Source organism: Mesorhizobium sp. SEMIA396, assembly GCF_024518615.1.
GTDB lineage: Bacteria > Pseudomonadota > Alphaproteobacteria > Rhizobiales > Rhizobiaceae > Mesorhizobium.
Map to the genome: position 1 here is coordinate 34,557 of NZ_JANIFC010000006.1, position 11,982 is coordinate 46,538.

Here is an 11,982-nt window from a genome sequence, read left to right on the forward strand (position 1 = left end):
TTTTGAAATTCCGGGCATTCTAGCGGAGGAAAAGAAGCGCGCCAGATGGATCCACGCACTTTAGGCGGCGCGCATCAACCGAGCGCGAATTCCACAGCCGCCTCGGCATGGATGCGCGTCGTGTCGAAGACCGGGATGTCGAAATCCTGCTCGCCTATGAGCATGGTGATCTCGGTGCAGCCCATGATGACGCTGTCGGCCGCCTCTTCGCGGCGCAGGCGCTCGGTCTCGGCGATATAGGCCGCCTTTGAAGTCTCCTTGACGATGCCCTGGCACAACTCGTCGTAGATGACGCGATGGACCATGTCGCGCCCGGCACTATCGGGTACGACAGGGTTCAAGCCAAATCTGTCGGCGAGCCGGCCCTTGTAGAAATCCTGCTCCATGGTGAAGCGCGTCGCCAGCAGTGCCGGACGCTGCATGCCGGCGCGCTTGACCGCCACCGCGGTGGCATCGGCGATGTGGATCAGCGGGATCGACACCGACGCCTGCACTTGGTCGGCCAGTCTGTGCATGGTGTTGGTGCACAAAAGCAGACCCTCCGCGCCGCCGGCCTCGAGCTTGCGTGCGGCTTCGACGAGAAGCACACCGGCGCCATCCCAGTCGCCATGATGCTGCCGCTCGGCGATTTCGGCGAAGTCGAATGACCAGAGCAGAAGCCTGGCCGAATGCAAGCCGCCCAGCCGCTCGCGCACGATCTCGTTGAGCAGCCGATAGTAGATGGCCGTCGATTCCCAGCTCATGCCGCCCAGAAGGCCAAGGGTTTTCATTGCGCGAGCTGTTCCTTTTCCTAGGCGATCCTCGATACTATAAACACATGAGACCACAAGGAGGTCGCAGTGAAAACCGTTCAGCTTCAGCAGGCCAAGGCGACACTCTCGGCAATTGTGGAGGCCGCGGGAAATGGCGAGCCAACCATCATCACAGAAAACGGCAGGCCGGCTGCCATGATCGTCCCGGACGATGAAGGGCGAAAGCTCTATCCGCAAGACAGTCGGAGAAATTTGGCTGATTGGTTACTCGGTATCCCGGCGGCATCGAATTTGAGCGAAACGAATCGCCGTCACGAGATGCCGAGTTTTGAGCCGCCCGACGTACCTATTTGAATCCACCTACCAAGCGCCCGGCAACTACAAAAAACTCTGCGGATCGATATCCACCTGCACCCTGACCGAGCCGCGCTGCTTCGGCCCATTGGCAAGCATCGCGCGAATAAAACCTTGCATGTCGGCGCGCCGTTCGCCCTGGATCAGCAGACGGAAGCGGTGGCGGCCGCCGAGCAGGGACAACGGCGCCTCGGCTGGACCCAGCACGAACAGATCTGACGCCTCGGGCGCGGCGCGGCGCAGGCCGCGTGCATGGCCCTCGGCTTCCGCCCGCGTCACCGCACTGACGATGACGCCGGCGAGCCGACCGAAGGGCGGCAGTGCGGCCCGTTCGCGCTCGGCGATCTCACGTTCGTAAAACGCCTCGGCGTCGCCGGAGACGATTGCCCGCATCACCGGATGCTCGGGCTGAAAAGTCTGCAGCAGGCCAAGGCTCTTCTTGCCGGTGCGGCCGGCGCGGCCGGTGACCTGGCTGAGCAGCTGGAACGTCCGCTCGGCGGCGCGCGGATCGCCATTGGCAAGGCCGAGGTCGGCATCGACAACGCCAACCAGGGTCATGTTGGGAAAGTTGTGGCCCTTGGCGACGAGCTGCGTGCCGATGACGATGTCGGCCTCGCCATCGGCGATCGCCTCCAGCTCCAGCCGCAGCCGCCGCACGCCGCCCATCAGGTCGGACGACAAGACGATGGTGCGCGCGTCGGGAAAATGCGTAACGACCTCCTCGGCGATCCGCTCGACGCCCGGCCCGCAGGCGACCAGATGATCGAGCGTGCCGCATTCCGGGCAGGCTTCGGGGCGGCGCTCATTGTGCCCGCAATGATGGCAGACCAACTGGCCGCGAAAACGGTGCTCGACCAGCCAGGCCGAGCAGACCGGGCAGCCGAAGCGGTGGCCGCAGACCCGGCACAGCGTCAGCGGCGCATAGCCGCGCCGGTTGAGGAACAATAGCGACTGCTCCTTCCTCTCCAGCGTCTGGCGCATCTGGTCGAGCAGCACCGGCGACAGGAAGCCGCCACGCGCCGGCGGCGCGCGCCGCATGTCGACCGCCTTCAGATGAGGAAGTGCTGCCTCGGCGAAGCGAGCGGAAAGAACGGCTCTGTTGTATTTACCTTGGCTCGCATTGACCCGGCTTTCGACCGATGGCGTCGCCGACGCCAGCACCACCGGAAAGCTGCCGATATGGCCGCGCACCACGGCCATATCACGCGCATTGTAGAAGACGCGGTCCTCTTGCTTGTAGGCAGGGTCGTGCTCCTCATCGACGACGATCAGGCCGAGCTCCTTGAACGGCAGGAACAGCGCCGAGCGCGCGCCGGCGACGACCCGCACGCCGCCTTCCGCCACTTGCCGCCAAACCCGCTCGCGCATCCGCGGCGGCAGGTCGGAATGCCATTCGCCCGGCTTGGCGCCGAAGCGCTGCTGGAAGCGCTCGAGAAAGGCATGCGTCAGCGCGATTTCCGGCAGCAGGATCAGCACCTGCCTGCCCTGGTCGAGCGCAGCCGCCACCGCCTCGAAATAGACCTCGGTCTTACCGGATCCGGTGACGCCGTCGAGCAGCGCAACGTTGAACACGCCGGCTGCGACATTGGCGCGCAGCATCTGCGCCGCGTCGCTCTGGTCCGGCATCAGTTCCGGAATGGCGTAGCCGGTATCGGGCGCGGCCACCACCGGGCGCGGCGGGATCATCACAGTCTCGAACACGCCTTGCGCCCTCAGGCCGTCAATCACCGTCGATGACACGCCGGCGGCGTGAGCGAGGCCGGAGCGCGTCCAGGCAAGGCCGCCTTCGGCCGTCTCCAGCACACGCTGCCTGGCGCCCGTCATCCGGTCGGGTGCGAGGAGCGTGCGCTGCAGCCCTTCGATCCAGGGTTCGGGGTCGAAAGCCTCCGGCGCCCTGAGCAGCATGCGCGCCACCATGCCCGGAGGCGACAGCGTGTACTGCGCCACCCAGTCGACGAAACGGCGCATCGCTCGGTCGATCGGCGGGCAGTCGAAGACCTGTTCGATGGGGCGCAGCTTTTTCGCGTCGACCTTCTCGACCGCGCCATCCCAGACGATGCCGGCGACCTGCCGCGGCCCGAGCGGCACGCGCACGATCGAGCCCGGCACCACGCGCATGCCGGCCGGCACGGCATAGGTGTAGGGGCGTTCGGCGGGCATCGGCACCAGCACCGGTGCGGCTGCGACAAAGGGCGAATCTTCGATCATGAGGCGTGACCTTGCCCTGACTTTGGTCTAGATCAAAGGCCGACCCCGAATGTGCATGACATGCACATGAAAATCTTCAGGAGACCCGCCATGAAATTTTTTGTCGACACCGCCGACGTCAAGGATATCCGTGAGCTGAACGATCTGGGGCTGCTCGACGGCGTCACCACCAATCCGTCGCTGATCCTCAAATCCGGCGGCAAGATCGCCGACGTGACCAAAGAGATCTGCGACATCGTCAAGGGTCCGGTCTCGGCTGAAGTCACCGCCACTGAATATTCCGAGATGATGCAGCAGGCCAAGGTTCTGGCCAAGATCGCCGACAATGTCTGCATCAAGGTGCCGCTGACGCTGGACGGTCTCAAGGCCTGCAAGACGATCCGCACCGAGATGAACCGCCTGGTCAACGTCACGCTGTGCTTTTCGGCCAACCAGGCGCTGCTGGCGGCCAAGGCCGGTGCCTCGTTCATCTCGCCCTTCGTCGGCCGCGTCGACGACATCGGCATCGACGGCATGGAGCTGATCCAGGAGATCAGGCAGATCTACGACAATTACGATTTCCAGACTGAGATCCTCGTCGCTTCGGTGCGCACCGTGAACCACGTCAAGCAGGCGGCCCTCATCGGCGCCGATGTCGTGACCGCCCCCCCGGCGACCCTGAAGGCGCTGGTCAAGCACCCGCTGACCGACAAGGGCCTGGAACAGTTCCTCGCCGACTGGGCAAAGACCGGCCAGAAGATCGGCTGAGGCCAATGCGCTTGTGGTGAAAAAGGCCGGGTAACCGGCCTTTTTTATGTGCGCTTCAAGCGGGCTGCCGATCAGTCCGCGCCGTCATCCTCGGGCGCGCTCGCCGGCGGGCGCCGGCCCATGATGATTTCGCGTTTGCCGACATGGTTGGGTGCGCCGACCAGGCCTTCCTTTTCCATACGCTCGACCAGGGACGCGGCGCGGTTGTAGCCGATGCCGAGGCGGCGCTGGATGTAGGACGTCGAGCACTTCTTGTCGCGCACCACCACCTTCACCGCCTCGTCGTAGATCGCATCACTGTCTTCGGCTGCGACGGATCCCTTGTCGAAGACCGCGCCCTGGTCTTCTTCGATTTCTTCCTCGTCCTCGTCGGCCGTCACGGTTTCCAGATATTCAGGGCGCCCTTGCGCCTTGAGATGCGCGACCACATGCTCGACCTCGGCGTCGGAAACAAACGGCCCATGCACGCGCGAAATGCGCCCGCCGCCCATCATGTGCAGCATGTCGCCCTGGCCAAGCAATTGTTCGGCGCCCTGCTCGCCCAGGATGGTGCGGCTGTCGATCTTCGATGTCACCTGGAAGGAAATCCGGGTCGGGAAGTTGGCCTTGATCGTGCCGGTGATGACGTCGACCGAGGGGCGCTGCGTTGCCATGATCAGGTGAATGCCGGCAGCGCGCGCCATCTGCGCCAGTCGCTGGATCGCGCCTTCGATCTCCTTGCCGGCGACCATCATCAGGTCGGCCATCTCGTCGACGATGACGACGATGTAGGGCATCGGCGCGAGGTCGATTTCCTGCTGTTCGAAAAGCGGTTCGCCGGTGCCCTTTTCGAAGCCGGTCTGCACGGTCATGACGACGGTTTCGCCCTTGTCGCGGGCTTGAGCGGCACGCTCGTTGTAGCCGTCGATGTTGCGCACACCGAGCCGCGCCATCTTGCGATACCGGTCTTCCATTTCGCGCACGGCCCATTTGAGCGCCGTGACGGCTTTCTTGGGATCCGTGACGACGGGCGTCAGAAGATGCGGGATGCCGTCATAGACAGAGAGTTCGAGCATCTTGGGATCGACCATGATCAGCCGGCATTCTTCCGGCTTCAGCCGGTAGAGCAACGACAGGATCATGGTGTTGATGGCGACCGACTTGCCGGAGCCGGTGGTTCCGGCCACGAGCAAATGCGGCATCTTCGCCAGCTCGGCGATAACAGGCTCGCCGCCGATCGTCTTGCCGAGACAAAGCGCCAGCTTGCAGCTGGTCTTGCGGAAGCCTTCCGATTCGATCAGCTCCCGGAAATAGACGGTTTCGCGCGTCTCGTTCGGGAGCTCGATGCCGATGACGTTGCGGCCAGGCACGACGGCGACGCGCGCCGAAATCGCCGACATGGAGCGGGCGATATCGTCGGCAAGCCCGATGACGCGAGAAGATTTGACGCCCGGCGCCGGCTCGAACTCATAGAGCGTGACCACCGGGCCTGGGCGAACATGAATGATCTCGCCGCGCACGCCGAAGTCCTCGAGCACGCTTTCCAGCAGATCGGCGTTCTGCTCGAGCCGCTCCTGCGACATGTAGAAGCCTTGTCCCTCCGGTGGCTGCTGCAACAGCTCTTCCGAGGGAAGCTCATAGGGATCGCCCGCGGTTGACAGCACGACCTTTCCAGCCCCAGGCAAGCGCGCGGAGCGGGCGGCAACGGCCCTGGCAGGGACGTTCACACTTGGCGCGGCCGACGCGGAAACGGCGTCGCTTTTGGCGGCTGGGATTGCGACAGGCTGGACCGGCGACGGCGCATCGCTCGCCGGCACGCCGGGTTGGGCGACGGCCTGGTTCGAATTGGCCGGCCAAGCATCCGGCAACGGCTTCAAGGCCTGGCCCGGAAGGCAGTCGATGACACGAAACAATGCGGTGGCATCGGTCCCTGGGCGAATATCGATCGGCGTAGCGGTGACTGGCGCCACGGCGAGCGATGCAGGCGACGCTGGACCGGTCTGCCGGGCCGGCGACGAAACGTCGACCAGATAGGGGGCCATGGCCTCGAAGAAGGCATGATCCGAAAGATACGGCCAGCGCAGCCTTTCGGAAGTGGTCGTTTTGATCGGGCCGCCCGGAGCAACGGACGCACGCGCGGATGCCTGCCCCGTCGCGGCCGTCCTCGGCGGCATCGGCGCAACGGCTGGCACCTTCTCCCTGGCGCGCCCCGCGGCAACAAAAGCAGCAGCCGGCGGCAGTGGCCCTTGCGTGGCGTGGCCGGCCAGCGGCTGGGAAGCAGGGCTTTTCACCGAAGCCGGCAATGCCAGGAGCGAAGGCGCGGAGGACGCCCCTTTGATCATGGATTGCGCAACGGCTTGCTCTGCTGGGCGAGTCGCGGCGTGTTCGACAACACGCTCGTGCTGCGGACGATGCTTCCTGGCCTCATAGTCCGGCGTGCGTGTAAAACGCACGTTGGGTGCAAGGAAGAAATATTCCTGCCAGGCAGGGCTCTCGATATCGCCGATTTTCGAAAGCGTGTCGTCCGAGCCACCCCGCGGCTCCATATAGGGCCGCTTGTTGCCACCGAGATCGACCACCGGCGCTGAATAGCCGGCCTGGCGTGTGGCGGGCTGCCGGCCGCCCGGCTCCTTGCGAGCCGGACGATCAAGGTCGCCTGCCGCAGAAGAACCTCGCTGACCACCCCTGTCGCCGATGCTCTCGGAGCGCTTCCCCTCGGGATCATCAGGCGATGCGGCCGTCGATAAATTGACCCGGGAAAAACGCTTGGCTTCCATTCTCAAGACTCACTCTGAAATGTCTGCCGAGCAATAGGGAGCGAGTGGTTAACAGTTGCTTCCCGGATGGATCGCCGACCATCCTGGGCACCAAAATCTTCGTGGTAATCGGCGAGCGACACGGCACGATCGTCGTCTCGCCGCATCCACGCCGGTGGCGCGATCTACTCGCCGTGCCGCAGCAGCTCGATGGGTATCTTCGGACAATCCCTGTTCGGAATCTGGCTCTGTTCGAGAATCTGGTCATGATCCCGCGATCACCCCATCATGCCTGGGGCGCCGGACCGTTTCCGTGAAGCGATGAGGTGCGCTAGCCGGTCTTGCCGTGCCGGACAAGGTCCTGGGCAATGGACAGCTGCAGCGCTTCCGCCAACTCTCGCGCAGCGCGATTCTCGGCGTCGATCTGCGCCCGGTATGCGGCGAATTCCTGACGCGGCCTGTCGAAGGACGAGGTGATCGAACGCTTGCCGGATGCGATCACCACGCCGGTCTTCGCATCGGCCAGCGTATAGCTGCCGGTCAGCGTCACGGAACCGGCGGTCGGTTCGTCTTCATCCGTTCCGACCTGCACGAGTGCCGCGGACTCGACCGCTTCGGTCACGCCGAGATTGAGCGAATAGACCGGCGAGGCCGGCTCGCCGGCGCCTCGTCCAAACCCGAAAATCAGATTGTTGCGCACCTGTTGGCCGTAACGCGTATTGACCGGCTTGATGCCGATCAACGCCAGTTCGGCACTGGCACTGGCCTGCGAACCCGACAGTGGCGCGCTCGAATAGAGCGGCCGCACCGTGCAGGCCGAGACAAGCGCGAGCGAACCTATCAGGCCGGCAAGCGCAATGCGGCGCAGCAAATGGTTCAACTCTGTCTTTTCCCGATCAGGCAACGACATTGACGATCCTCTGCGGCACGATGATCACCTTGCGCGGAGCCTTACCTTCAAGTGCTTTCTGCACGAAGTCGAGAGCCAATACCGCTTTTTCGACCGCACCTTGGTCCGCGTCGCGGGCAATTGTCAAATCCCCCCGCTTCTTGCCGTTGACCTGTACCGGATAGGTGACTTCGTTGTCGACCACCAGCGCCGGATCGAAGACCGGCCAGGGCCGTTCGGCAACGAGATCGGTGCCGCCAAGCGTTGCCCAGCACTCCTCGGCCAGATGCGGCATGATCGGCGCGATCAGATGCACGAGAATCTCCACCGCCTGCCGACAGGCGCCTTTCAGCGCTGCATCGGCCTTGCCTTCGGCCACCTCGTTGAGCGGCGTGGTCAGCGCGTTGGCCAGTTCGTAGATGCGGGCGATGGCGCGGTTGAAAGCGAGCTTCTCGATATCCTCTCCGACCGCCTTCAGGATCTTGTGCGCGGCCTTGGAAACCACCGCGGCCTCGCCGCTGCTGGCCGCTAAGGGCTTGATGCCGGCCAGTGTTTCGGCCGCCGTCGACACCAGGCGCCAGATGCGCTGGATGAAGCGATGCGCACCGGCAGCGCCATCGTCGGTCCACTCGACATCGCGCTCGGGAGGAGAATCGGACAGCATGAACCAGCGCGCCGTATCGGCGCCGTAGCCATCGGTGATGTCTTCCGGGCTCACCGTGTTCTTTTTCGATTTCGACATCTTTTCCAGCGGGCCGATGGTGACGGCCTCGCCGGTGGCGATGTCGATGGCGCTGCGCTTGCCGTCGACGTCCTCCAGCCGAACTTCGGTGGGCGCCAGCCAGCGGCCATTCGATGCCGAGCCGACGCGATAGGTTTCGTGCACCACCATGCCTTGCGTGAACAGGCCCTTGAACGGCTCGGCCAGATCGACATGGCCGGCCTCGCGCATGGCGCGGGTGAAGAAGCGCGAATAGAGCAGATGCAGGATCGCGTGCTCGATCCCGCCAATATACTGGTCGACCGGCAGCCATTCGTTGGCCGCCTTGGGATCGGTCGGTTCATGCGCCCACGGCGCGGTGAAGCGGGCAAAGTACCACGACGAATCGACGAACGTGTCCATCGTGTCGGTTTCGCGCCGCGCATCCCTGCCGCATTGCGGACATTTCACATGGCGCCATGTCGGATGCCGGTCGAGCGGATTGCCCGGGCGATCGAAATCGACATCGTCGGGCAGCTTCACCGGCAGGTCCACCTTCGGCACCGGCACCACGCCGCAAGCCTCGCAATGGATCATCGGGATCGGGCAGCCCCAGTAGCGCTGGCGCGAAATGCCCCAGTCGCGCAGGCGGAAATTCACCTTGCGCTCGGCCATCGGCCGGTTGCCGATGGTCTTCTGCTCCAGCAGTTTGGTGACTTCGTCGAAAGCCTGATCCGGCTTCATGCCGTCGAGAAAGCGCGAATTGATCATCACGCCGTCATCGACATAGGCTTCGTCGATGATCTGGAACGTCGCCGGATTCTCGCCTTCCGGCATCACCACCGGAATCACCGGCAGGCCGTATTTGTTGGCGAAGTCGAGGTCGCGCTGGTCGCCGGACGGACAGCCGAAAATGGCGCCGGTGCCGTATTCCATCAAAACGAAATTGGCGACATAGACCGGCAGCGTCCAGTTGTCGTCAAACGGATGGACGACGCGGAGGCCGGTGTCGAAACCCTTCTTCTCAGCTGTCTCCAGCGCCGCCACCGAGGTGCCCATATGGCCGATATCCTCAATGAACTTCGCCAGCGCCGGATTGTGCGCAGCGGCCTTCTTGGCCAACGGATGATCGGCGGCGACAGCCATGAAGGAAGCGCCGAAGATGGTGTCGGGCCTTGTCGTATAGACTTCCAGCTCATGCTCGCCACCAGAGGCGTCGGCCAGAGGCCAACGGATCAGCAGGCCTTCCGAGCGGCCGATCCAGTTCTGCTGCATCAGCTTCACTTTTTCCGGCCATTCGTCGAGGCCGTCGAGCGAATCCAGCAGATCCTGCGCGAAATCGGTGATCTTGAAGAACCACTGCGTCAGCTCGCGCTGTTCGACCAGCGCGCCCGAGCGCCAGCCGCGCCCGTCGATGACCTGCTCGTTGGCGAGCACCGTCATGTCCTCCGGATCCCAGTTGACCTTGGAGGATTTGCGCGTCACCAGCCCCTTCTCGACAAAATCGAGGAACAGCATCTGCTGGCGGTGGTAATAGTCGACGTCACAGGTGGCGAATTCGCGCGCCCAGTCCAGCGACAGCCCCATGACCTTGAGCTGCTCGCGCATGGTGGCGATGTTCTGGTAGGTCCACTCCTTGGGATGGACCTTGTTCTGCATCGCCGCGTTTTCGGCCGGCATGCCGAAGGCGTCCCAGCCCATCGGGTGCAGCACGTTGAAACCCTTGGCCCGCTTGTAGCGCGCCACCACGTCGCCCATCGTGTAATTGCGGGTATGACCGATATGGATGCGCCCCGACGGATAGGGGAACATCTCCAGCACATAGTATTTCGGGCGCGGATCGTCATTGTGCGCTTCGAACAGCTTCTTGGCGTCCCAGGCCTTCTGCCATTTGGGCTCTGACGCGCGCGGATTGTATCGTTCGGTTGCCATGGGACGTTTTTCACTTAAAAGCATGCGCGAACTGCGGGCGACGGCTCGGCAGTTCAGGGAATGTGGTCCGGGTGTTCACCATGGTTTGGCAAACCCGTCAACCATATGGGTATCGCGTCTGACAAAAACGCCGGTCAAAACAGCAGGATTTGCATATGGGCGATGCCGTTCAGCAGTTTTTCGCGGTCAAGGCGAAGATCGACGCCGCCGAGCGCGAGGCCGGCCGCGAAGCCGGCGCCGTGACGCTGGTCGCGGTCTCCAAGACCTTTGACGCTGCCGACATCGGCCCGGTCATCGAAGCCGGCCAGCGCGTCTTCGGCGAGAACCGTGTGCAGGAGGCGCAAGGCAAATGGCCTGATCTGAAGGACGCTTTTCCTGGCATCGAACTGCATCTGATCGGCCCGCTGCAATCCAACAAGGCCAAGGAGGCTGTGGCGCTGTTCGACGTCATCGAGACGATCGATCGCGAGAAGATCGCCGCCGAACTGGCCAAGGAGATCGCCAAACAGGGCCGCGCGCCAAAACTCTATGTCCAGGTCAACACCGGCTCCGAGCCGCAGAAGGCCGGCATCGAGCCGCGCGAGGCCGTGGCTTTCGTCACCCGCTGCCGCGACGTCCATGGCCTCGCCATCGAGGGCCTGATGTGCATCCCGCCGGCCGACGAGAATCCCGGCCCGCACTTCGCGCTGTTGGAAAAGCTCGGCAAGGAAGCCAACGTCGCCAAACTTTCGATGGGCATGTCCGGCGATTATGAGACCGCGATCGCCTTCGGCGCCACCAGCGTCCGCGTCGGTTCGGCGATCTTCGGCAGCCGATAGTTCCGATGCACAGACCGGTCTCTAGTCGCTAAATTCCAACATATTCGATTGGCTGCAGGCCACCACACCTTCGTCATCCTAGGGCGGAGCGACGCGAAGCGGAGCGCAGACCCTAGGATCCATGCCGTGACGACAAGGAAAATGCAGCGGTGCAGAATTCTGTTCCGCTGCATTCTTCGGCAGATGTCGCGGCATGGATCCTCGGGTCTGCGCTGCGTCGCTGCGCTCCTTGCTCCGCCCGTGGATGACGACGAGAGAGATGTTTAGGCCAATCCCCGAGGTTTGCGATCTGCCGCCGAAAGAGGCTATAGATTCTCGCTGCCAATAGCTTCCAACCCATGTCGAGGAACTAGCGAACACATCTGTTCGAGCGGAAACCCTGCCATGCTTCAACGGCATCTGGTATATGACTAGCGAAGCCATCTAGCGAGTAGTGCCCTTGAACTGGCATCTTAAGGACGCGAAGAACAATCTGGCGAAACTCGTACGGCAGGCGCGGGAACAAGGGCCACAAACCATCACGGTGCGCGGAAAGCCAACTGCTGTCGTACTCTCCCCCGAGGACTACGACCGACTGGTCGGCGCAACACCTTCGCTTGCGGAATATCTTCTCTCAGGTCCCGTGTGGGATGACGACTTCGTCGAGGAGGTCAATCGCCGCCCGAAGACGAAGATCCGAGTTATAGACTTATAATCCGCATACTCATGCGAACCTCGTTCGGTGAATGCAGCGGGCGCTTTTCTGATGGCGGCATTAGATGCGGTGAGGGGTTATAGGCCAACTCGGCGGGCTCGTTGAGCCAGCAATTGGAAACGAAACGTACCGTTCCTATTTGCTTTGCGTCAT

Annotated in this window: 9 protein-coding genes; 4 read left to right on the forward strand and 5 right to left on the reverse strand. The window is 63.2% G+C overall.

Annotated features, from left to right (window positions below; translation table 11 throughout):
- Positions 1-74 precede the first annotated feature (74 nt).
- The gene (locus NP503_RS15895) at positions 75-770 is read right to left on the reverse strand and encodes an aspartate/glutamate racemase family protein (protein ID WP_127267281.1); all 696 of its coding nucleotides are present in this window, start codon (positions 768-770) and stop codon (positions 75-77) included.
- A gap of 69 nt (positions 771-839) precedes the next feature.
- Here NP503_RS15895 and NP503_RS15900 point away from each other — a divergent pair, with 69 nt between their 5' ends.
- Entirely contained in the window at positions 840-1,106 is a 267-nt protein-coding gene (locus tag NP503_RS15900; protein WP_236382932.1) for a type II toxin-antitoxin system Phd/YefM family antitoxin, read from the forward strand.
- A gap of 24 nt (positions 1,107-1,130) precedes the next feature.
- Here NP503_RS15900 and NP503_RS15905 read toward each other — a convergent pair whose 3' ends face one another.
- Entirely contained in the window at positions 1,131-3,314 is a 2,184-nt protein-coding gene (locus tag NP503_RS15905) for a primosomal protein N' (protein ID WP_127267280.1), read from the reverse strand.
- A gap of 90 nt (positions 3,315-3,404) precedes the next feature.
- On the opposite strand from NP503_RS15905, the gene fsa reads away from it, so the two are divergent.
- Entirely contained in the window at positions 3,405-4,061 is a 657-nt protein-coding gene (gene fsa, locus NP503_RS15910) for a fructose-6-phosphate aldolase (protein WP_127270489.1), read from the forward strand.
- A gap of 71 nt (positions 4,062-4,132) precedes the next feature.
- Here fsa and NP503_RS15915 read toward each other — a convergent pair whose 3' ends face one another.
- The 3 genes from NP503_RS15915 to leuS all read right to left on the reverse strand — a co-directional run bounded on the left by NP503_RS15915 (position 4,133) and on the right by leuS (position 10,317).
- A complete protein-coding gene (locus NP503_RS15915; protein ID WP_127270487.1) occupies positions 4,133-6,817 on the reverse strand; it encodes a DNA translocase FtsK in 2,685 nt (894 codons plus the stop codon).
- 310 nt (positions 6,818-7,127) lie between these two features.
- Positions 7,128-7,706, reverse strand: coding sequence for an LPS assembly lipoprotein LptE (gene lptE / locus NP503_RS15920; RefSeq protein ID WP_127269446.1), 579 nt, complete (start codon positions 7,704-7,706; stop codon positions 7,128-7,130).
- The gene (leuS, locus tag NP503_RS15925) at positions 7,693-10,317 is read right to left on the reverse strand and encodes a leucine--tRNA ligase (protein WP_127269445.1); all 2,625 of its coding nucleotides are present in this window, start codon (positions 10,315-10,317) and stop codon (positions 7,693-7,695) included. The genes lptE and leuS overlap by 14 nt, the downstream gene beginning before the upstream one ends.
- A 155-nt stretch (positions 10,318-10,472) precedes the next feature.
- On the opposite strand from leuS, the gene NP503_RS15930 reads away from it, so the two are divergent.
- On the forward strand, positions 10,473-11,135 hold the full coding sequence (locus NP503_RS15930) for a YggS family pyridoxal phosphate-dependent enzyme (RefSeq protein WP_127273581.1): 663 nt from the start codon (positions 10,473-10,475) through the stop codon (positions 11,133-11,135).
- A 439-nt stretch (positions 11,136-11,574) separates the two neighbouring features.
- Complete coding sequence (locus NP503_RS15935) at positions 11,575-11,829, forward strand: type II toxin-antitoxin system Phd/YefM family antitoxin (protein ID WP_127268248.1); 255 nt, start codon at positions 11,575-11,577, stop codon at positions 11,827-11,829.
- Positions 11,830-11,982 lie beyond the last annotated feature (153 nt).

Bases quoted from the DNA above. Each gene is read 5' to 3' on its own strand.
- NP503_RS15895 (WP_127267281.1), bottom strand. From the start codon at position 770: ATGAAAACCCTTGGCCTTCTGGGCGGCATGAGCTGGGAATCGACGGCC.
- NP503_RS15905 (WP_127267280.1), bottom strand. From the start codon at position 3,314: ATGATCGAAGATTCGCCCTTTGTCGCAGCCGCACCGGTGCTGGTGCCG.
- fsa (WP_127270489.1), top strand. From the start codon at position 3,405: ATGAAATTTTTTGTCGACACCGCCGACGTCAAGGATATCCGTGAGCTG.
- NP503_RS15915 (WP_127270487.1), bottom strand. From the start codon at position 6,817: ATGGAAGCCAAGCGTTTTTCCCGGGTCAATTTATCGACGGCCGCATCG.
- lptE (WP_127269446.1), bottom strand. From the start codon at position 7,706: ATGTCGTTGCCTGATCGGGAAAAGACAGAGTTGAACCATTTGCTGCGC.
- leuS (WP_127269445.1), bottom strand. From the start codon at position 10,317: ATGGCAACCGAACGATACAATCCGCGCGCGTCAGAGCCCAAATGGCAG.
- NP503_RS15930 (WP_127273581.1), top strand. From the start codon at position 10,473: ATGGGCGATGCCGTTCAGCAGTTTTTCGCGGTCAAGGCGAAGATCGAC.